This is a genomic window from Bacillus sp. AM 13(2015), assembly GCF_001518755.1.
Classification (GTDB): domain Bacteria; phylum Bacillota; class Bacilli; order Bacillales; family Bacillaceae; genus Bacillus; species Bacillus safensis.
Window position 1 is genome coordinate 13,240 of record NZ_LKCP01000094.1, and the last position, 20,264, is coordinate 33,503.

Genomic DNA, 20,264 nt, shown 5'->3' on the forward strand with positions numbered 1-20,264 from the left:
TGAAATGTCGCACTATATTCATCATTATTGGCAGGTGTACTTTGAGTATGTGAATCTGATGAAAGATTTGTCCTACAAGGAAATTCCTCTTGGGTTGATCAGCAATTTCTATCAATATATCAGTCCTGAAGTGAGGGAACGCATGGAAGATGAAGCATTTGGTCAAGAACTGACAACCGATTGTCCATTACCTGAAGAGATTCAGCCATTTTTTGATCAGCATAAGCAGCAGATCAAGCGTATCGCTTATCGTCCGGCGAATGGAAAGGTATTGCTTCACTTTGAACACCTGCGTTTTACTGAACAAAATTACAAGCGGTTCCATCCAAACCAAACGGTGGTGCTTGCTCGCTGGAAGAAGGCAGATTATTTCGGATTACCTGTTATCAGTAAGCCGGAATTAACCGGAGAGGTTAATAAAGAAGCCCACGCTGAATATATTGAAAAAGCAAATGCTCTCCTTAAACCTTACGCTCACCACCCTGTCTTTGGCAATGTCTTTTTTAGAGAAAAATTGCGGAAGGATATTGTGCAATTTATTGATGTCATTGACCAGATAGAAGTGCTGTTTCAAATGCAGCCGATTGCAGCTGTTATTGTTGGAACGACGGAGGATGCTTACAGCCGTGTACTCGCTTTGCAAACAGTGAAACGCCAGCTGACGAGTATCTGTCTTCAGCACGGCGCGCTTATGGGAGACGAAGCCTTTTTACCGATTTTCACGACTTGTCATGGGGTGTTTGGAAAGTATGAAAAGGACTGGTATGTAGACAAAGGCTGTCAGCCGGAACAGGTGGAAATCACAGGTCATCCGAGGTTTGATTTGGTGAAGGAGCGAACACCGCTTCAACAGGATCTCATTTTTCGTAAATTGAACTTCAGTCCGGCTAAAAAGACCGTGCTTGTGGCAACGCAGCCGTTTTCTGAAGCCTTCTATGGTGATGTTCTTAAAACGATTGCCAAACGGAAAGACATTCAGCTGATCATGAAGCCGCATCCTTGGGAAATTGCTCGAAATCGATTAAACGACTATGTGTCTATTGAACGAGCGGGAAATCATGTGAAATTGATTAAAAAAGAAATTGACCTGTATGACCTGCTGCCATATGTGGATATCGTGATTACGCTCACATCAACAGTTGGTCTTGAAGCCATGCTTTTTGAAAAGAGTGTGCTGATCGGGAAAATGACAGAAGGCAGAAGATACCCATATTACGAGTCGCTTGGCAGCTATCATATGGAAAACCCTGTTGAACTAGCTGAGAAAGCCATTCGTATTTTGTCGGATGAACAAGAGATGAAGCTGGCAAAGCAGCAAGGAGCTCAGTTCATTAAACAACACTATCCGCATGCGCGATCTACCGATGTTCTGCTTTCTCTGCTCAAAACAAAAACTGGTGTGGATTTTCAGAGATGAAGATAGGGGTGTGCAAGCGATATGGGAAAAAAGAGAGCACAATTTCTTCCTTATGCTCTGCCTTTCATTGAACAGGAAGAAATCGATGAAGTCATCGGAACATTAAAGTCCGGCTGGCTGTCAACTGGACCAAAAGTAAGACAGTTTGAAGAAGAATTTCAGCAGCTGACCGGTGCAAAACATGCGATCGCAGTCAATTCATGTACGGCTGCTTTATTTTTAGCGTTAAAGGCAAGAGGGATTGGGGCTGGGGATGAGGTGATTACAACACCTCTGACATTCTGCGCAACAGCAAATACAATCATCCATACGGGAGCAGCGCCTGTATTTGTCGATATTGATCCAGCAACACTCAATCTGGATGCAGAGAAAATAGAAGCGGCCATAACACCACATACAAAAGCAATTGTCCCTGTTCACTTTGCTGGTCAATCGTGCGATATGGACCGGATTTTAGCGATTGCCAAAAAGTATGATCTATTTGTACTTGAAGATGCTGCCCATGCTCTTTACACAACGTACCACGGTCAGCCCGTTGGATCGATTGGGGATGCGACCGCTTTTAGCTTTTATGCAACGAAAAACCTAGCGACTGGTGAAGGCGGCATGCTGACAACAAATGATGATGCGCTTGCGGCTCGAATTAGACGACTAGCGCTCCATGGGATGAGCAAGGGAGCGTGGAATCGTTATGGAGAAAAAGGAACGTGGTATTACGAGGTCGAGGAACCTGGTTATAAAATGAATATGTTTGACGTGCAGGCATCGTTAGGACTTGTTCAGCTAAGCCGACTAGATGACATGCAGGCACGGAGAGAACAGATTGCAAAAGAATACAATCAGGCTTTTCAAAAAGAAGCGAGCCTGATCCTGCCGCCTGTGCATCAAGAAGGAAGACATGCATGGCATTTGTATGTACTGCAAGTAAATCCAAAAGAAGCATTCATCACGCGTGATGAACTGATTGATCAACTGCAAAAGGAATTTAAAATCGGCACGAGTGTTCACTTTATCCCTGTTCACCTGCACCCATACTATCAACAAACGTATCACTATTCACCAGAGGATTTCCCTGAGTCACTCGCATACTACAAGCAGACGATCTCACTGCCGCTCTATCCAAGTATGACAGATGAAGATGTGCAGGATGTTATCACAGCGGTGCTGTCTATTTTAAAAGAACAGAAGGCATCATCATGAAGGTCGTTCATTCCATCGATGATCAGGTGCTGGCGGCTTGGCTGGAGAAATACGGCCAACAAGCGGAACAAATGAACGCCTTCAAGCAGTTTGCTCTTGTTAATGGCGCCCAGCTCAAAGCGGTCCTGTTATATGAATGGTCAAAATGGGAAAGTGGCATTTTTGATCAGCATATTTTTCATGTGAAGTTCATAGAAGCGGAGTCAGCGTCAGCTTTTCAAGAATTGATGGAGCGTTTCATCAATTGGATGAGAACAGAAAAATGCGATTTTTTCTTTTTACGTCTTGAAGCGTCTGATCTTGCAAAAAACCGCATCGTCCAAAGGCTGTCACATGTGTACTATGTAGGCGGTCTCACTCGTCTTGAGGCGTCGCCTGTTCAAATGGAAATGCCATCAACAGGTGAAGATGTGGTCATCAGTCTGCCGGATGAAAAGGAATACGATGAGGCGGTGTCACTTGCTCATCAAGCTTTTGGGAAAAGCCGGTATGCACTTGATCCTTTTCTAGATCAGAATGTCGTCCAGCATTTCTTTCAGGAATGGATGAGAAATAATTTACTCGGACGTGCAGATATCAATCTCGCGGCAAAGGTGAACGGTGAAGTCATTGGATTGATTCAAGGTGTAACAAAGGGCGAAGAACTGATCCTTGATTTATTGTCCATTAGACCAGATGTACAAGGAAAAGGGATCGGAAAAAAGCTGGTTATGGCGATGATAAAAGCCTCGTATGAGAGAGGGCACCGGTTTATGTCTGCCGGTACTCAGATGCATAACACAACCGCGATTCAGCTGTACGAAAAGCTGGGCTTTAGAACAAAAAATGCCTTCTTGTATTACCATGTGTGGCCGAAAAAAGGAGAGAGGTAAGATGGCGCATTTCTATATCGGAGATCGCAAAGTGGGGGATGGTGCGCCTGTCTTTATCATTGCAGAGGCAGGCATTAACCATGATGGAAAGCTGGATCAGGCACTTGCTTTAATTGATGTGGCAAAAGAAGCAGGTGCCGATGCGGTGAAGTTTCAAATGTTTCAAGCTGGTCGGATGTATCAAAAGGAACCGGGTTTGTATGAAACAGCCAAGGGAGAAGAGGTGTCCATTTTTTCTTTAGTAGAACAAATGGAGCTGCCGCCAGAATGGCTTCCGGTGTTATTGTCACGCTGCGCGGAAAAAGGGCTGATTTTTTTAAGCACAGTGTGTGACGAAGAATCTGCGGATCTATTGAATCAGACTAATCCGCCGGCTTTCAAACTGGCATCCTATGAAATCAATCATTTGCCGCTTATGCGTCACACGGCATCTTTTCAAAAGCCCATTATTTTCTCAACAGCTGGGGCAACCATTTCAGATGTCCATGAAGCATATGAGGCGATTACAAGCGAACAAAATCAGCAGGTCGCTATCATGCATTGCATAGCAAAGTATCCAGCACCTAGAGCTTACACGAATCTGCGAGTGCTTCAAACATTAGCTGCGGCATTTCCCGATGCAGTTATTGGCTTTTCTGATCATAGTGAGCATCCGACTGAAGCGCCAGTGGCCGCTGTGAAGCTTGGGGCAGCAATCATTGAAAAGCATTTTACAGTAGATAAAACGTTACCTGGGGCGGATCATTCCTTTGCTCTTGATCCTGATGAATTGAAGGAAATGGTTCAGCATATTCGAGCGGCAGAAAAGCAGCGGAATCTAAAAGAAGCTGACACTCATTCAGTGCCAGAAGAGCTCCTTGGCAGTTCTTATAAAACGACAACAGCTATTGAAGGCAAGATTCGTGAATTTGCGTATCGAGGCATTTTTACGACAAAAGGCATTGCGAAGGGCGAGACATTGACCGCAGAAAATCTAGCTGTGTTACGTCCAGGACAAAAAAGCCAAGGTCTGCATCCGCGTTATATGGCGATTTTACTTGGCGCAAAGGCTGTCAGAGATATCCCAGCCCATACAGGGGTTTCGTGGAAAGATGTACTCATGCAGGAGACGCCAAATGATCAATGATGTGCTCTTTGTCATACAGGCGAGAATGGGCTCAACAAGACTGCCCAAAAAGGTGATGAAACCGATCGGCGGTATGGCGCTGATCGACCTGATTGTTGAACGGGTAAAGCAATCAGATCATTACAATCACAAAACGCAGAACCTCATGATCGCCACAACAGTTGAGGCAGAAGATGATCTGCTAGCTCATTATTGTCTCTCAAAGGGATATAAAGTATTTCGTGGCAGTGAGACAGATGTATTGCAGCGATTTGCGCAGATTGTCCGTCATTTTGAACCGCAAATCATTGTGCGTTTAACAGGAGATAACCCATTTATAGATCCGGCCCTTTTGTCGAAAATGCTTGAAAAACATAGACAAGAGAAGGTTGATTACACGTATACGACTGGCACACCACTCGGTATTTCCGGGGAAATGATCGACGCACAGATTTTAAGTAAAATCGACAATTTTCCCCTTACGCAGCCAGAGCGTGAGCATGTCACGCTCTATATCAGAAAGCATCCTGAGCAATTTCATCTGCAATTATTCACACCGCCCAAAGAACTTGCATATCCTGCTTATCGATTCACGATTGATACAGAAGAAGATTATGAGTTTGCGACCCGTTTACTAGAGAAAGCTGGCGGCTCCATTGATGTGCCTACGGCTGAACTCATCACCATTTGCGAACAAGATCCTGATATTGTTCGATTGAATCAATTTGTGAAACAGAAGGGTGCTGAATGAACAAGAAAATCATGATTGTTGTGTATGGCGGGTTTTTAAGAGGAATGGGGCATGTTGTCAGAATGAAACGGCTGGCAAATGAACTGCTTCAAGAAGGAAACGACTTATATTTCTATACAAATGAACAGATCTGTGTAGAAATGCTCTCAGGTCCAAATTGGCACGTTCATTTGGTGCAGGAGTCGAAGGCATTCCTTCAGATGGAAAAGGATATAAAAGAGCTGAATCCTGATCTTTTGCTGATTGATGTACTTGATTGTGACCTCCAATTTCTTCGATTGATCAAAGCGTCCTCCGGCTCTGCAAGGCTGGTTTTATTCGAAGAAAATAGAGCAGAAGCGTGTCAGCTTGCCGATGCTGTCGTGAACGGCATTTATGGCGGTCTGGACGAAAAGCACATGCAAGTAGATGGGACAGCATATTTTGATGGAACACCTTATTTATTGTTAGATCAAGAGATAAGCCGATTAAAAGACACATATGAGGTTCGAAAAGAATGCAAAAAGGTGGTCATCAGTCTTGGTGGCAGTGACCCGCGTGGATTGTTATCAAAGGCTGTATCAGCACTTCTCGAAGCTGACCACCTACACATTTTAGCGGTTACAGGAAAAGCCTCCCGCATTGAAGAACAAATAGAGGCTGAGCATATTCAATTCATTCGTCATACAGATCAATTACTTGCGCGTCTCTCGGAAGCCGATCTGGCAATAGTGGCTGGCGGGATGACATTATACGAGGCAGTTTGTATCGGAGTGCCCAGTATTGTCCTTTCACAAGTAGACCACCAAACAGTGACAGCCGCTCGTTTTGCGCAAAAGGGAGCCTGTCACCATCTTGGATTAGGTGAACTTGTGGATGAAAAAGATATTCGGCGTGCTGTGGAAAGACTGTCCGGCAGCTATTTTCTCCGCAGAAGCATTCATCTCAATGGACGGACACTCATAGATGGAAAAGGAACTGAACGAGTGAAAAACATTCTTATACACCTCATGAATCATCACCAAAAAGAACATAAGGATGTGTAGATGTGAAGGGAGTTATTTTAGCAGGAGGAAAGGGATCACGACTGGCGCCTTTAACGAAGATTTTCAATAAACATTTATTGCCGGTTGGTCCATATCCAATGATTTATTGGTCATTGTTCAAATTGAAGGAAGCAGGGATTTTAGATGTGATGGTCATATCACAAGAAGAACAAATCCCGCTGTTTCAAAAGCTGCTTGAAAGCGATCAGGAACTGGGGATGAACATCGTATATCAGGTACAGCCTGAAGCGTCTGGAATATCAGACGGTTTATCCTATGCAAAGCCCTTTGTAGAAGGGGAGAAGTTTGTGCTGATGCTTGGTGATAATGTATTTGAGGATTCACTAAATTCTTTTGTTGAAGCCTTTCAGCAGCAAGAAAGAGGAGCCAAGGTTTTGTTGAAAGAAGTGGCAGATCCAAAGCGGTTTGGCATTGCAGAAATTGATGCCACGCGCCAACGGATTTTATCAATAGAGGAAAAGCCGGAGTATCCGCGCTCATCTTACTGCGTCACGGGCATCTATTTTTATGACCAGGAAGTCTTTCAATATATTGAGAGAATCTCACCGTCAGATCGAGGCGAATTAGAGATTACAGACGTGAACAATCTCTATATCTCAAATAGTCAGCTGACCTATGATATGTTAAAAGGGTGGTGGATTGATGCAGGAACACATGAATCTCTCCACCAAGCATCTGCGAAAATGTTTGAAACGATGAAGAAAAAAGAGGGATCCGAATGACGAAGTCTTATTTAATTACAGGCGGAGCGGGTTTTATCGGACTGAATTTTGTGAAGCTGCTGCTTCAGGATACAGATGTCCGGCTCACCGTTTTTGATAAATTAACGTATGCCAGCCATCCAGAGGAGATGGATGAATTATTAAAGTTGTCTCATTTTCGTTTTATTCAAGGGGATATCACCCTTCAGCATGAGCTGGACCAAGCATTTGACGAAGTCTATGATGCCATCATTCATTTTGCGGCAGAATCGCATGTTGATCGCAGCATTGAATCAGCAGAGCCTTTTATTCAAACAAATGTCCTCGGAACGTATCGTATGCTTGAAGCGGTCTTAAAAGGAAAGGCGAAAAAGCTCATTCATATTTCAACAGACGAAGTATATGGAGATTTGGAGCCAGATGATCCTGCTTTCACAGAACAAACACCACTTTCACCGAATAATCCTTATTCAGCAAGCAAGGCGAGTTCAGACCTGCTTGTGAAATCCTATATCCACACTCACCAATTACCCGCGATGATTACACGATGCAGCAACAATTACGGACCGTATCAGCATGAGGAAAAATTAATCCCGACCATTATTAGAAAAGCAGTCAATGGAGAGAAAATCCCGATTTATGGAGACGGCCAGCAAATTCGCGATTGGCTGTATGTAGAGGACCATGCGAGAGCTGTGAAGCAGGTGCTCGAAAATGGCACAGCGGGGCAAGTATACAATATTGGCGGCGGCAATGAGAAAACAAATCTCGATTTGACCAAAACAATTTTATCGCAGCTCGGGATCAGTCATGATCAAATTGCGTTTATTCAAGATCGAAAAGGACATGACAGACGGTATGCCATTGATGCCAGTAAGCTAAAAGGCGAGCTCGGCTGGACGCAGGAGACGTCATTTGAAGAAGGTATCGAAAAAACGATCAATTGGTATCGAGCCAAATACGATCAGAGCGAAGAAGGGTGACGGATGAAAGTTTTAATCACCGGTGCAGGCGGCCAATTAGGGAAAGAATTGAGCAGGCAGCTCAAGGAAAAAGACATGACCGTCATTGCCTTAACGAGGAACATGCTCAATATCGCAGACCAGCAAGCGGTCAGGCATGCGATGAGACACTATCAGCCTGATATTGTTGTCAGTGCAGCAGCCTATACATCTGTTGATCAATGTGAAACAGAAACCGAAAAGGCGTATCTTGTGAATGGCATTGGCGCCTACTATACAGCATTAGAAGCAAAGCGCGCAGGGGCTGATGTGTTACATGTCAGTACAGATTATGTGTTTGACGGGCAGGCGGACACCCCTTACCAAGTCGATGCACAAGCAGACCCTCAAACCATTTATGGAAAGAGTAAAAAGCTTGGTGAGGAATTGATTCAGCTTGTATCAGACGAAGTGAAAATCATTCGTACCTCGTGGCTTTACGGACATGAGGGGCATAATTTTGTGAATACCATTCTTCGGCTTGCTGAAACGAAGGATCATTTACGCATTGTGAACGATCAGATAGGGTCTCCTACTTATACAAAGGATGTAGCTGAGGCTCTGATTCATTTGTTTGATCAGAAGGCAGGCGTGTACCATGTCAGTAACCGAGAAAGCTGTTCCTGGTTTGATTTTGCGTCAGAAATTGTGATGAAAAGCGGCTTGTCCGCCACAATTGAGCCGATTTCCACGGAAGAGTACAGCTTCCAAACGCCACGCCCGGCCTATTCTGTCTTAGATCTTCAAGCGATTGAAGCCACAGGCTGGCAGCCGAGGCATTGGAAGGATGCACTTCACGAATACTTGCAGAAAGAAGGGAGATGGCATCAGCATGATTGATGGTGTTCAAACGAAAAAACTCATGAAACATTGTGATGACCGCGGCTTTTTTGCAGAGCTCATTCGAGATGATGAACCGATGCTGAAACGCTTTGGTCAGGCGTCATGGTCGAAAAGCTTTCCAGGCGTGATCAAAGCCTTTCATTATCATGAAAAACAAGACGACGTTTGGTTCTTCCCCGCAGGTCATGCACAGGTCGTGTTATATGATTTGCGTGAGGACTCTCCCACAAAGGGGCAAACCGATGTGTATTATATGGGGGAAGACAATCCGATGCTGCTTCTCATCCCAAAGGGTGTCGCGCATGGCTACCGTGTATTAGGTGAGACGCCGCTGCAAATTGTGTATTTCACAACAGAATCGTATGACCCGAAAAACCCAGATGAAAAGCGAATCGCCTGGAATGACGAAATGATCGGGTTTGATTGGGAAACGACATTTAAATAGAGAACGAGGGGCCTTTCGCAGGAGAAAGGTCTTTTTTTGTTGAAATACATTCTATATGTGTCATTTTATGTATATGTACGAAGCTGATAAGAAAAGGGATGTGGATGAGTTTGTCTAAAAGAATTGCATTTGTAACAGGAGCAAGTACAGGGATTGGAAAGGCCATCGCCATAAAGCTTGCCGCTCAAGACAATGTAAAGATCATCATCAATTCTAGAAATCAATCCTCACTAGAAGAAGCGCAGCAGGACATTGGGCGTATGGCAGAAACAAAGGAGCCGGTGGCTCTTTTCTGTGGCGACATGTCAGATGAAGGGGTGCGGGCTGAGGCTTTTGAGGAAATAGAAAAAGAGTTTGGCAGACTGGATGTGTTGATTAATAACATTCCGGGGGGAAAGCCAGATACCTTTGATTCGTGTGAGAGCGAGCAGATGATGGCAGCATTTTCTCAAAAAGCCATTGCGTACATTGATACGATGAAGCGTGCAGCAGCGATGATGAAACGACATGAATATGGCCGGATCATTCAAATTGTCGGGAACCTATGGAAGGAACCTGGTGACCAAATGTTTACGAACAGCATGATGAATGCAGCGATTATCAATGCTAGTAAAAATGCTGCCACACAGCTTGCACCATCAGGGATCACAGTGAATTGTTTAAACCCAGGATTTATTGCTACAGATCGGTATGAACAATTTATCGGAAACATGATACGTAAACAGGCATTATCGCGGGAAGAAGCTGTACAGGCTGTAGCGTCAGGAATTCCAATGCAACGAGTGGGCTCAGCGAGTGAAATGGCTTCATTGGCTGCTTTTATCGCATCAGAGGAAGCCTCCTATCTTACAGGACAACAAATATCTGTCGATGGTGGAGCAATGAAAAGTATATAGCATCAAAAAAACCCGCTAGATGCGGGTTTTTTGATTAAAGCGAATCGGAAGGATGCGAAGCCGGTCGATAAACAGGGCAAGCTGTTCTATTGGAGCAACCATTGAGATGCGGACATGACGTTTTCCATGTGCTCCAAACACACCCCCAGGCGTGACAACGACATCAGTATGTTCGAGTAAATAGTCTGCAAATGCATGAGAATGTTCAAACTCATCAGGGATTGGAGCCCATAAATAAAAGGCGCCAGCTGGACGTTCGATGGACCATCCTAGCTGCTTTTCTGCCTGACGGATGAAGAAGTGAATTCGCTCAAGGTAGACCTCTTTTAATGATTGAATGTGATGGTCATCACTTTGCAAGGCGACGGTTGCGGCTTGTTGAAATCCGCCATACATACTGACAAACACATGATCTTGGAAGGCGTTAATGGCTTGGATGATGTCCTCATTACCTACAGCAAAAGCGACTCTCCACCCTGCCATATTAAATGTTTTGGATAGAGAATATAATTCTACTCCTACACTTTTTCCAAGAGGAGCATTCAGAAAGCTTACTGGTTTTTGCTCATAATGAAATGAACCATAGGCAAAATCATGAATGACATGCAGTCCGTGAGCCGATGCAAAATCAGCAGCCTCTTCAAAAAATGCATCATTTGCCACAGCACCTGTTGGGTTATTCGGATAATTTAAGAAAAGAACCTTTGCCTTTTTGAGCACCTCCGGATCAATTGAGGAGAGATTCGGCAAATAGCCATTTTTCGATTCAAGTTTGATGCAGTAGGGCTTTGCGTCTGCCATCAAGATCCCAGAATGATATTCTGGGTATCCTGGATCGGGGACGAGGGCAATGTCCCCTGGGTCAAGCAGACACTGACTCATGACATAAAGGCCTGTTTTCCCCCCATTGAAAAGGGCCACTTCTTTCTGTGGGTCTATCTCAGTCCCGAATTCTTTTTTGTAGAAATCTGCAATGGCTTGCTTGAAAAAGTCGAAGCCTCTAAAAGGTGCATATTGCTGAAACTCTAAAGTGCCTGCTGCCTCTTGAAGGGCGCTTACGATATGTGCAGGAGTCGGAAGATCAGGATTTCCCTGCCCAAGGTTTATGATGTTCGCCCCGTTTTGTGCTTTATGTGCAATTTTCTCAAAGACGGTTCCAAATTTCTGTTCTGGCAGCCGTTCAATCACGTTAGATGGTAAGATCTTCACCACATTACCCTCTCTTTCTATCCTTTCACTAATTCATCCATTAACTGAATGGCAGCTTGCTTCTGTAAGTTGCGGATGGATTCGGCAACATCCTGTGAGGATGACCCTTTTAATTCAAGCGACACGATGCCATTAAAGGCTTCAAATAAAGAGAGATCCACAAAGGTGCCTTTAGATGGGACGGTTTCACTGATGATTACAGTATCTCCAACTAAAGCATCCTGCGGAATATGGACATGATCAATGGTGATATGTGTGGCCTCTGCCGGTATGTGTCCGCTTTCTTTGAAATGCTGAGGGTATAAATGGCAGTCTGCTATATAATGCGTATGTCCAGAAAGCAGCTCTTTTGGCAGCTCCGCTTTTTTTCCATCGACTAATACATCGATCAGCAGCTTGGCCATATCCACACCAAACACTTTTTTGATATTCGGAATCATATTCCAGCCAGCAAATCTAGCTGCGGATTCGATCAGTCCTGTTTCTCGATTTTTCATGAGCTTGATCTCTGTATGGGTCGCACAGTTTTCAAGTCCCAGCCCTTCATTTGCCTTCTTAGCTGCCTCAATGATGATTTGCTGTGCTTCATTGTCTAGGATCGAGGGAGTAATATGAGCCGTTTCTGTAAAACCGATTTGAGGGGTCTTGTCATGTATGACAAAAGGGATATATTCTCCCTCCACGACGAACCCTTCTACACTGACATAATCAGAATAGCCACCCTCTTGATACCAATCCTCGTAAGCCCCCTCTAAGTACGTTTCAGCGACAAATGGTGCTTCATATGTCACAGCGTTTGGGACGGGAATGGTTTGCAAATAGGACTGTACGTTTAAAAAGAGATCATCACTGCCGGCTCTGTCATGAAAAAGGGTCACGCCAATCGAGCTTGCTAAATATGTAGGCTTTAAAATAAGCGGTGTCCCGATATGTTCAATAGCTTGCTGGAAATCAGCTAAAGTGGTGACAGGCTGAGTTTTCACCGCTTTGACACCAGCAGCGTTGAATGCAGCTCTCATTTGGCTTTTATCACGCGCCATTTCAGCTGCTTTTACCCCAGCGCCGCGCAGCCCCAGCCGTTCGGCGGCTTTTGCCATTGGTGCAATGAATAATTCATTATTGGTGGTGATGGCATCAGCTTTGAAAAAGGAAGCCACACGGACTAGGTCATCCACCACCTCTTCCTCTGATTTCAAATAATCATCATGTGCCCAGTAAATAGAATCAGGGTGTTCAAAAGAAGGGTGTGTCTCAAAATAATCGCGATCTTTGATGACGGCAATGGAGTATTTTTCTATTAGCTCAGCGTGTCCCTTTGTAATGGCAAAGGGTCTCGGGATATAAGAAACGATATGATAAGATGCCGCCACGCTTTCATAAAACATATGGGGCGGGCACCCTCCTAAGTCAGCAATGACAAGTACGGTTTTTTTACTCAATGAAAGCACTCCTTTTTATCTAGCGGTGTATCCGCCATCTGCTGTGACAACACTTCCAGTCATATAGCTGGATAGATCAGAGGCGAGAAACAGCATCACGCCCGCAATTTCTTCAGGTTTTCCGAGACGAAGCAAGGGATTCACCTTTGCTTTTTCCTTTTTGACAACCTCAAGACTTTCTGAATGATTGTCTAAAAAGGATTTTTCATTTAATGGCGTATCAATGATGCCTGGGGCGATACAATTCACCCTGATTTGATGAGCGGCATAGTCAATCGCCATCGATTTGGTGAGCTGGATGACACCGCCCTTTGTTGCGTTGTATGCAGGAATGTCAGGCCAGCCAACGAGACCTCCGACAGATCCAGTATTAATAATACTTCCGCTTTTCTTCTCAAGCATATGCGGCAATGTATGCTTACTCATGAGAAATACACCCGTCAGGTTGACCTGTAGAATGTGGTTCCAATCCTCCAATGTCATCTCGTGAATAGGTGAGACAATTTCGATGCCTGCATTGTTAATCAACACATCAATTGTCCCGAATTGGTTCAGCACGGATTGAACGGTTTTTTGACAGTCAGCCTCATTTGTAATATCTGTTTTGAAAAACGCAGCATGTTCATGAGGCAATGATTCAACAAGTTGTTTACCGCTATCTTCATTGATATCAGCCACAACTACTTTTGCTCCGTGTTCAAGGAAAAGCTTGACGGCGGCAAGCCCAATCCCAGACGCACCTCCTGTAATCAGGACGACTTTTCCGGCAATGTTCATTTCTTCACCTTAGACGCTTTTGGCTTTAAGCGGTTATAGCGTGGAGGGAAGAAGAGATTAATAGACTTTGATGCTTCTGGCTTTGGATTAATGGCGCCGTGATCTTCTTTTGGATCACAGAAGTAGGTCGTGCCAAATTCCATCTTCTCTGTAAAGCCTTCAATCGTCATATCGTATCCACCGCTAATGCAAATCCCAATTTGTTCATTACGGTGCTTATGAAAAGGCATTTCCCCGCCATTTCCCGGAATGTTAGCAATCATAAGCTCCATCCAGTCCTCAACAAAAAAAGTCACTTCCATGCCAGGAAGCAAATCACGCGTTTTGAAAATGTCTAAGAAATAAGTAGGAGGAGCCGTATATTCCTCGCCATCTTTTAATCTCTTAATATCAATGGCGATCACTTCTTCATCTGTCAGATTCGATGCGCCGTGAGGAACGAATGGTGGTGCAATATAGGCTGATTCTAATGGGGTGAGCACTTGTGTCGATTGGCCGACCGTCATTTGAAGCTCGCCTTTTAATACGATGCCGATTTGTGCTTCCGGATGCTCGTGAGGTTCGATGATCGTGTGAGGAGGGACGTATGAAATTAACACTTCCGTATCGCCTCTGACAGTAGAATATTGGATGACACCATTATCCCATTCTCGTTTTTTCGCTTGAGGAAAATATAATTCTTGCACCTTTTGTTCAGTTGGCATGTTACATCTCTCCTTTTCCGAATATAGACCAGCTCATAGGAATGCTTTTAAATGTTCGAATGAAGGTGAGGCCGTATGTAGCTCTAGCCACCTCATTGGTTAAAGCGAAATCAAATTCGCCGTCTCTTACTTTTTGTGCGGCTGTACTTGTGGAATTGACAAGCTCAAATTCAGCATTTTGATGAATAAAATATTGAATCAAATTCACAGGTGCAGGATGAGAAACAATTTTTAAATGGTGAAGCATTTGTTCTTGAAAGGGGAAATCTGGTCTGACAGCCAAACCATACATGGGCGTGTCACATCTGAATATTTGTAAAAGCTGCAGGTCAGGTCTCATGTAGAAGTGTTTAATTCCTTCGTATGCGTGTGGAACGAGAGTGTATTGGAGTGCGTTAGAGAGAGTATGTTCAATGCAAGTTTCGAATGTGTCGTAAAGGGATAGTTTCGTATGAGTGCCGAGTGTAGTGGTGGAATGAGAGATGAAATGTTTTGCTGCATATTCACTGCTTGTCCCCTTAGGGCCTAATGTATTGACTGTAAACATCTTAGGTGAAACGATGGGCTCTTCTTTGAAATGAAAAACATCATTCTTTAAGATCATGTTTACCATCCAATCTTTTTCAAATTTTTACTAGATTATAAAAAATAAAATTGGTAATTGTCAACAAAATTTATAAAAAATGTATTTTATGATGATATTAAAAATTGATCTAAAAAACTGCACATATCGAGATGTGCAGTGAAATGAGCTCACGTTTCAAAGGTATTTTTATGTTTCTGCTGTAAGGTTTTTTCACGTTTATAGCTGATGAAGCTGATGAGAAAACCAACGAGCGTAATGAGTGCACATACAAGTCCTACCGTATGATAGCCGAAATGGACATAAACAGGTCCCATCAAAGCGGACCCAAGCATAACGGCTAGATTGGAAGCAAGGCTGTAAAAAGCCATCACTTTGCCTCGGTGAGTTTGGGAGCAGTCGCTCAGGACGGTGCTCAAAAGCGTGACGGATAAACTTTGCATGGCACCCCAAATAAATAAAGCGAAAATGAGCAATGTCCATGAGAACGGGGCATAAGGAAGTAAGGCAAGAACGAGCGTAATGCCGCCCAGCACAAAGAAAAGAGACCGTGTTTTGCCAAACCAATCTGCTAATTTCCCGGTAAATATACTCATGGAAAAACCAACGCCATAAGCCATGATCAGAAGTCCAGCTGTTGATTGCCCTCCGGAAAACAAACTTTGCAGGTAAGCTCCTAAAAATGAGTACATGCCATAAAATCCAAGCATGTTACAAAATGTCACGGTCAAATAGGCAGGGACACGGTCGATTTTCAAAGCCCCCCATAAAGAGCCTGATTTCTCCCTAGCTTGAGTTGCCTTCTTATCAGCTGTGGCGACTTGTTTTCTAGATTCAAGGATGACGAGCAGCAGGACAACGAGACTCATCATGGCGAAAATCCAAAATGTCCAGCGCCAGTTCAAACTTTGACCGATAAAAGCGCCAATGGGCACACCAAGGACAAGAGAAAGAGACCAGCTCGATACAATGAGTCCCATCACTTTGCCGCGATATTCGTAGGGAACCCGGTCGCCCACAAGAGCATAGGCTGTTGGCACAAATACACCAGTCGCCAGCCCAGAAATAGCACGGCCTGCAAAAAACACGGCCAAATTTGGGGCAGCAGCACACATCACTGTTCCAATCAAAAAGAAAGACAGCCCAATAATCAAACACAGCTCTCTTGAATATCGGTCCCCTAAAGGAACGAGAAGCGGAGCTCCAACCAGCACAGCTAACCCATAAATGCTGATGGAAAGAGCGAGAACATCAAGAGAGTGCTGAAAGGAGTTTGATAAATCAGGCAGCAGTGGTGAAATCACCAGTTCCTCCGATCCCGCCGCAAAAACGCCAAGTGTGAGTGCGATGGCAAGTGTGATGGGAAATGTTTTAGAAGCCTGGCTGTCTAAAGATTCTTTCATCAAGTGATCCCTCCATACTTGCTTTTTCATTCAATTCCGTTAAAATAAATTCTACCATTATTTAGTTTTATTTTACATTTCGCATCATAAGTATTATCATCAAATACTTTTCAAATGGAACGATTTTTGGATAGGAGAGGTACGAATGAAAATCACCGATGTTGATGTGCATATTTTAAATGAATTGAGAGAAGATGCCCGCTTATCCATGAGGGAATTGTCCAAACGAGTGAATTTATCAGCACCTGCGGTAGCAGAAAGAGTGCGTAAATTAGAGGACGCAGGGATTATCGAAGGGTATTCTGTTCAGGTCAATTATAAAAAATTAGGGCTTCTGATTGACTGCCTGCTGGAAGTTACGGTGTTAAATGGGGAGTATCAGCGTTTTGTGGCTTTTATGAACGAGCACCCACGCGCTTTTTTTGCTTATCGAGTGGCAGGACAGTCTTGCTTTTTCATTAAGCTGTCAGTTTCGTCTCTTGAAGAAATTGAAGCCTTTATTCAAGAAGTGTCTGGATTTACAAAAACCGTCTCCCATATTGTCTTGTCAGAGCACTCTTTTTCTCATCCTATTCAGGAACGCTTGAAACAAATAGAAGAGCCAAAAATGACCGTGGTGAAATAAAAAAGGACCTATGTCAGGTCCTTTTTATTCGTTTATCTGACTGATAACTCATAAACGTAATGATAAGGCCAATAAATGTCACAGCTGCAGCAAATAACGGAACAAGCTGTAAATGTGTGATGTCGATAGCAAGACCGCCAAGCGCTGCACCGCCGGCATTCCCAATATTAAAGGCAGAATGGCTGAGCGTCGATGCGAGTGTCGGTGCTTCATGTGCCATGTTCATCGTGCGGTATTGCAAGGTAGGAACAAGAATAAATGAAATGATTCCCCAAACAAAAATGGTCAGCACGGCAGGCACTTTGAATTCGGAAGTGACTGTAAACAATAACAGGACAGCAATGAGTAGGATCAGTGTCACCATAATACTCGGCATCAGCTTCCAGTCAGCAAGCTTTCCGCCAACTAAATTCCCGATGGTGACCCCAAGTCCAAATAGGACAAGGATGAGCGTTACCCCATTTTCCTGAAAACCAGTGACTTGCAGCAGGATTGGGCTGATATACGTAAATGCTGTAAAAACACCAGCAAAACCAAAGATGGTCATCGCAAAGGAAACGAGTACCTGTGGTTTTTTCAAGACGGATACTTCATTTCGAATATCCAATACTTCTTCCTTTGATTGATTCGGAACTAAGCTGATGATACCGATTAAGGAAATGAGACCAATGACGGCAATGACTAGAAAAGACATACGCCAGCCGAATTGATTTCCGATAAAGGTACCGAACGGCACACCGAGTACATTGGCTACCGTCAGTCCTGTAAACATGAAGCTGATCGCACTTGCACTTTTCTCTTTAGGCACAAGCCGTGCAGCCATAATGGCTCCGACGCCAAAGTACGTTCCATGAGCAAATGACGTTAAAATACGGGCGGCCATTAATAGACCATAAGAGGTCGAGACAGCGGCAGCAGCATTTCCCGCCACGAAAAGAATCATTAACAGAATGAGGAGACGTTTTCTCGACATTTTCCCAGTCGATAACGTTAATATAGGTCCGCCAACTGCGACACCAAGTGCGTATCCAGTAATCAGCTGTCCTGAAGCAGAAATTGATACATGAAGATCGTTTGCGACATTTGGCAAAAGTCCCATGATGACAAATTCAGTCATGCCAATCGAAAACGCACCGAGCGTTAATGCAAAAATAGCGATGGGGAAGTTTCTCATGATGTGATCACCTTTCTAAACAAATACATAAAAAAGCTTCGGAAAGATCCGAAGCCTTAAGAGTTTATCATACATGGAAATAAGACGCCAGCTGCTCGTTTGCTAAACGGTTTCCAACAAAGAAGGAACCGAATTCGCCGTAGCGTGCACTGACTTCATCAAAGCGCATTTCATAAACCAATTTTTTAAATTGGAGCACATCATCAGAGAAAAGGGTAACGCCCCACTCATAATCATCAAAACCAACAGAACCTGTAATGATCTGTTTTACTTTTCCAGCATAGCTTCGGCCAATTAAGCCATGGCTTCTCATAAGAGATTTACGCTCATCCATGGAAAGCATGTACCAGTTGTCATTGCCAGAACGTCTTTTATCCATTGGATAGAAGCACACGTATTGAGAAGAAGGAAGCTCTGGATATAGGCGCGCACGTACATGTGGGTTCTCGTAAGGATCTCCGCCATCGCCGCCTCCTGCTAAGTAGTTGCTGAGCTCAACAACTGAAACATACGAATAAGCTGGAATCGTAAACTCCGCTAGTCGTGTTTTGTTGAATTCAAGTTCTATTTCACCTAGTTCTTCCATTGTCGGACGTAAAATCATGAGCATAATATCTGCTTTTTGGCCGACAATACTATAGATTGTTTGGCTTCCAGCTTTATCTTGCTCAGCTGTTTTCCATTTTTCCAATAGACCTGTGAACTCATGAATAATCGCTTGGCGCTCATCACTTGTCAGCAGCTTCCAAGCTGTCCAGTCGATCGTTCTAAAATCATGCAGCGCATACCAGCCATCTAGTGTTTGAGCTGCTTCATTTGTTGTATGTTGTTCGCTCATTTCTTTCACTCCTATTAACAGTTTTCCATCTGTTCCAACTATAACATAGTTTGTCCAAATGGAGATGTGATCAAAACTTGAACGAAGAAAACAGCTTTTATCAAAATTGATTAAATTAGTTTGAAAAATAAGAATTTAATTTGTAAGCGCTATAATATAAGTTGGTAGTTTGAATTTAGGTAGAAGAAGAGTATGCTTAAAAGAGAACGCTTTTTTTGTAAAATCAAGGAGGGTATTGTAGTGGCAGATATTTTTTCAACAGTTCAGGAAAAGGTTGCAGGTAAAGGAGTAAAGATCGTTTTTCCTGAGGGAATGGACGAACGCATTCTAACAGCCGTTCAAAAACTAGCAGACGGCAAAGTATTGCAGCCAATTGTTGTAGGTAAAAAACAAGATGTTGAAGCAAAAGCAAAAGAATTAGGTCTTACACTTGATGGTGTTGACGTGTATGATCCTCATACATATGAAGGTTTTGAAGAGCTTGTACAAGCTTTCGTAGAAAGACGTAAAGGCAAAGCAACCGAAGAGCAAGCAAGAAAAGCATTACTAGATGAAAACTACTTCGGTACAATGCTTGTGTATAAAGGTCTTGCAGACGGACTTGTGAGCGGTGCGGCACATTCAACTGCTGACACAGTGCGTCCAGCACTTCAAATCATTAAAACAAAAGAAGGCGTAAAGAAAACATCTGGCGTCTTCATTATGGCTCGCGGCGAAGAGCAGTATGTGTTTGCTGATTGTGCAATCAACATTGCTCCAGACAGCCAAGATCTAGCTGAAATTGCGATCGAAAGTGCAAACACAGCAAAAATGTTTGATATCGAACCACGTGTGGCAATGCTTAGCTTCTCTACAAAAGGCTCAGCAAAATCAGACGAAACAGAAAAAGTATCTGAAGCAGTTCGCATTGCAAAAGAAAAGGCACCTGAGCTTGTACTTGATGGAGAATTCCAATTCGATGCAGCTTTCGTTCCTTCAGTAGCAGCGAAAAAAGCGCCAGATTCCGTCATCAAAGGCGATGCTAGCGTATTTGTTTTCCCTAGCCTCGAAGCTGGAAACATCGGTTACAAAATTGCACAGCGTTTAGGTAACTTTGAAGCTGTAGGTCCAATCCTACAAGGCTTAAACCAGCCAGTAAACGATCTTTCAAGAGGCTGTAATGCCGAAGACGTTTACAATCTTGCGCTTATCACAGCAGCTCAAGCACTATAATGATCTCGACAAAGGCAGCCAGT

General features: G+C 43.7%; 21 protein-coding genes. 13 read left to right on the top strand and 8 right to left on the bottom strand.

The features are described from left to right. Nucleotides 1-4: 4 nt before the first annotated feature. The 11 genes from AOQ70_RS18350 (at nt 5) to AOQ70_RS18400 (ending at nt 10,277) form a co-directional block, all read left to right on the top strand. Nucleotides 5-1,417 carry a capsular polysaccharide export protein, LipB/KpsS family gene (locus AOQ70_RS18350; RefSeq protein WP_059377872.1) on the top strand — a complete coding sequence of 471 codons (1,413 nt, stop codon included), beginning with the start codon at nt 5-7 and terminating at the stop codon, nt 1,415-1,417. A gap of 21 nt (nt 1,418-1,438) precedes the next feature. Next, nucleotides 1,439-2,617: a DegT/DnrJ/EryC1/StrS family aminotransferase gene (locus tag AOQ70_RS18355; protein WP_059377873.1), complete on the top strand. Its 1,179-nt coding sequence runs from the start codon at nt 1,439-1,441 to the stop codon at nt 2,615-2,617. Continuing rightward, nucleotides 2,614-3,489, top strand: a complete 876-nt coding sequence (locus AOQ70_RS18360) for a GNAT family N-acetyltransferase (protein WP_059377876.1) — start codon at nt 2,614-2,616, stop codon at nt 3,487-3,489. The genes AOQ70_RS18355 and AOQ70_RS18360 overlap by 4 nt, the downstream gene beginning before the upstream one ends. Nucleotide 3,490: 1 nt before the next feature. Next, nucleotides 3,491-4,615, top strand: a complete 1,125-nt coding sequence (locus AOQ70_RS18365; RefSeq protein WP_059377877.1) for an N-acetylneuraminate synthase family protein — start codon at nt 3,491-3,493, stop codon at nt 4,613-4,615. After that, nucleotides 4,605-5,345 carry a cytidylyltransferase domain-containing protein gene (locus AOQ70_RS18370; protein WP_059377880.1) on the top strand — a complete coding sequence of 247 codons (741 nt, stop codon included), beginning with the start codon at nt 4,605-4,607 and terminating at the stop codon, nt 5,343-5,345. The genes AOQ70_RS18365 and AOQ70_RS18370 overlap by 11 nt, the downstream gene beginning before the upstream one ends. Next, nucleotides 5,342-6,370 (top strand): PseG/SpsG family protein, encoded by a 1,029-nt coding sequence (locus AOQ70_RS18375; protein ID WP_059377882.1) that lies wholly within the window; start codon nt 5,342-5,344, stop codon nt 6,368-6,370. The genes AOQ70_RS18370 and AOQ70_RS18375 overlap by 4 nt, the downstream gene beginning before the upstream one ends. Before the next feature lie 2 nt (nt 6,371-6,372). Then, the gene (locus AOQ70_RS18380) at nt 6,373-7,113 is read left to right on the top strand and encodes a sugar phosphate nucleotidyltransferase (RefSeq protein ID WP_058838502.1); all 741 of its coding nucleotides are present in this window, start codon (nt 6,373-6,375) and stop codon (nt 7,111-7,113) included. Continuing rightward, entirely contained in the window at nt 7,110-8,075 is a 966-nt protein-coding gene (rfbB, locus tag AOQ70_RS18385; protein ID WP_059377885.1) for a dTDP-glucose 4,6-dehydratase, read from the top strand. Before AOQ70_RS18380 ends, rfbB begins: the two co-directional genes overlap by 4 nt. A gap of 3 nt (nt 8,076-8,078) precedes the next feature. Continuing rightward, nucleotides 8,079-8,933 (top strand): dTDP-4-dehydrorhamnose reductase, encoded by an 855-nt coding sequence (gene rfbD, locus AOQ70_RS18390; RefSeq protein ID WP_059377887.1) that lies wholly within the window; start codon nt 8,079-8,081, stop codon nt 8,931-8,933. Next, nucleotides 8,926-9,381, top strand: coding sequence for a dTDP-4-dehydrorhamnose 3,5-epimerase family protein (locus AOQ70_RS18395; RefSeq protein ID WP_058838504.1), 456 nt, complete (start codon nt 8,926-8,928; stop codon nt 9,379-9,381). The genes rfbD and AOQ70_RS18395 overlap by 8 nt, the downstream gene beginning before the upstream one ends. Before the next feature lie 104 nt (nt 9,382-9,485). Next, a complete protein-coding gene (locus AOQ70_RS18400; protein ID WP_269433642.1) occupies nt 9,486-10,277 on the top strand; it encodes an SDR family oxidoreductase in 792 nt (263 codons plus the stop codon). Nucleotides 10,278-10,292: 15 nt separating this feature from the next. Here AOQ70_RS18400 and AOQ70_RS18405 read toward each other — a convergent pair whose 3' ends face one another. The 6 genes from AOQ70_RS18405 to AOQ70_RS18430 all read right to left on the bottom strand — a co-directional run bounded on the left by AOQ70_RS18405 (nt 10,293) and on the right by AOQ70_RS18430 (nt 16,392). Further along, nucleotides 10,293-11,486: a pyridoxal phosphate-dependent aminotransferase gene (locus AOQ70_RS18405; protein ID WP_059377957.1), complete on the bottom strand. Its 1,194-nt coding sequence runs from the start codon at nt 11,484-11,486 to the stop codon at nt 10,293-10,295. A 17-nt stretch (nt 11,487-11,503) separates the two neighbouring features. Next, the gene (locus AOQ70_RS18410; protein ID WP_059377892.1) at nt 11,504-12,925 is read right to left on the bottom strand and encodes an ATP-grasp domain-containing protein; all 1,422 of its coding nucleotides are present in this window, start codon (nt 12,923-12,925) and stop codon (nt 11,504-11,506) included. A gap of 15 nt (nt 12,926-12,940) precedes the next feature. After that, nucleotides 12,941-13,702: a glucose 1-dehydrogenase gene (locus tag AOQ70_RS18415; RefSeq protein WP_059377896.1), complete on the bottom strand. Its 762-nt coding sequence runs from the start codon at nt 13,700-13,702 to the stop codon at nt 12,941-12,943. Beyond that, nucleotides 13,699-14,406, bottom strand: coding sequence for a cupin domain-containing protein (locus AOQ70_RS18420; RefSeq protein WP_059377898.1), 708 nt, complete (start codon nt 14,404-14,406; stop codon nt 13,699-13,701). Before AOQ70_RS18420 ends, AOQ70_RS18415 begins: the two co-directional genes overlap by 4 nt. A 1-nt stretch (nt 14,407) precedes the next feature. Then, complete coding sequence (locus AOQ70_RS18425) at nt 14,408-15,010, bottom strand: bacilysin biosynthesis protein BacA (protein WP_024423797.1); 603 nt, start codon at nt 15,008-15,010, stop codon at nt 14,408-14,410. A gap of 149 nt (nt 15,011-15,159) precedes the next feature. Further along, on the bottom strand, nt 15,160-16,392 hold the full coding sequence (locus AOQ70_RS18430; RefSeq protein WP_059377901.1) for an MFS transporter: 1,233 nt from the start codon (nt 16,390-16,392) through the stop codon (nt 15,160-15,162). Between the two features lie 145 nt (nt 16,393-16,537). Here AOQ70_RS18430 and AOQ70_RS18435 point away from each other — a divergent pair, with 145 nt between their 5' ends. Further along, nucleotides 16,538-17,017 (top strand): Lrp/AsnC family transcriptional regulator, encoded by a 480-nt coding sequence (locus tag AOQ70_RS18435; protein WP_059377905.1) that lies wholly within the window; start codon nt 16,538-16,540, stop codon nt 17,015-17,017. Between the two features lie 13 nt (nt 17,018-17,030). Here the strand turns inward: AOQ70_RS18435 and AOQ70_RS18440 are convergent, their stop codons facing one another. Then, complete coding sequence (locus tag AOQ70_RS18440) at nt 17,031-18,191, bottom strand: MFS transporter (protein WP_059377908.1); 1,161 nt, start codon at nt 18,189-18,191, stop codon at nt 17,031-17,033. Between the two features lie 67 nt (nt 18,192-18,258). Continuing rightward, nucleotides 18,259-19,029, bottom strand: coding sequence for a hydrogen peroxide-dependent heme synthase (hemQ, locus tag AOQ70_RS18445; protein WP_024423793.1), 771 nt, complete (start codon nt 19,027-19,029; stop codon nt 18,259-18,261). Between the two features lie 240 nt (nt 19,030-19,269). Here hemQ and pta point away from each other — a divergent pair, with 240 nt between their 5' ends. Continuing rightward, a complete protein-coding gene (gene pta, locus AOQ70_RS18450; RefSeq protein WP_059377910.1) occupies nt 19,270-20,241 on the top strand; it encodes a phosphate acetyltransferase in 972 nt (323 codons plus the stop codon). The last annotated feature ends 23 nt before the right edge of the window (nt 20,242-20,264 follow it).

Coding starts and splice junctions, on each gene's coding strand:
- AOQ70_RS18430 (WP_059377901.1), bottom strand. CDS start 16,392: ATGAAAGAATCTTTAGACAGCCAGGCTTCTAAAACATTTCCCATCACA.
- AOQ70_RS18440 (WP_059377908.1), bottom strand. CDS start 18,191: ATGAGAAACTTCCCCATCGCTATTTTTGCATTAACGCTCGGTGCGTTT.
- AOQ70_RS18425 (WP_024423797.1), bottom strand. CDS start 15,010: ATGATCTTAAAGAATGATGTTTTTCATTTCAAAGAAGAGCCCATCGTT.
- AOQ70_RS18350 (WP_059377872.1), top strand. CDS start 5: ATGTCGCACTATATTCATCATTATTGGCAGGTGTACTTTGAGTATGTG.
- AOQ70_RS18400 (WP_269433642.1), top strand. CDS start 9,486: ATGAGTTTGTCTAAAAGAATTGCATTTGTAACAGGAGCAAGTACAGGG.
- rfbB (WP_059377885.1), top strand. CDS start 7,110: ATGACGAAGTCTTATTTAATTACAGGCGGAGCGGGTTTTATCGGACTG.
- AOQ70_RS18395 (WP_058838504.1), top strand. CDS start 8,926: ATGATTGATGGTGTTCAAACGAAAAAACTCATGAAACATTGTGATGAC.
- hemQ (WP_024423793.1), bottom strand. CDS start 19,029: ATGAGCGAACAACATACAACAAATGAAGCAGCTCAAACACTAGATGGC.
- AOQ70_RS18435 (WP_059377905.1), top strand. CDS start 16,538: ATGAAAATCACCGATGTTGATGTGCATATTTTAAATGAATTGAGAGAA.
- AOQ70_RS18375 (WP_059377882.1), top strand. CDS start 5,342: ATGAACAAGAAAATCATGATTGTTGTGTATGGCGGGTTTTTAAGAGGA.
- AOQ70_RS18365 (WP_059377877.1), top strand. CDS start 3,491: ATGGCGCATTTCTATATCGGAGATCGCAAAGTGGGGGATGGTGCGCCT.
- AOQ70_RS18360 (WP_059377876.1), top strand. CDS start 2,614: ATGAAGGTCGTTCATTCCATCGATGATCAGGTGCTGGCGGCTTGGCTG.
- AOQ70_RS18415 (WP_059377896.1), bottom strand. CDS start 13,702: ATGAACATTGCCGGAAAAGTCGTCCTGATTACAGGAGGTGCGTCTGGG.
- AOQ70_RS18370 (WP_059377880.1), top strand. CDS start 4,605: ATGATCAATGATGTGCTCTTTGTCATACAGGCGAGAATGGGCTCAACA.
- AOQ70_RS18420 (WP_059377898.1), bottom strand. CDS start 14,406: ATGCCAACTGAACAAAAGGTGCAAGAATTATATTTTCCTCAAGCGAAA.
- rfbD (WP_059377887.1), top strand. CDS start 8,079: ATGAAAGTTTTAATCACCGGTGCAGGCGGCCAATTAGGGAAAGAATTG.
- AOQ70_RS18355 (WP_059377873.1), top strand. CDS start 1,439: ATGGGAAAAAAGAGAGCACAATTTCTTCCTTATGCTCTGCCTTTCATT.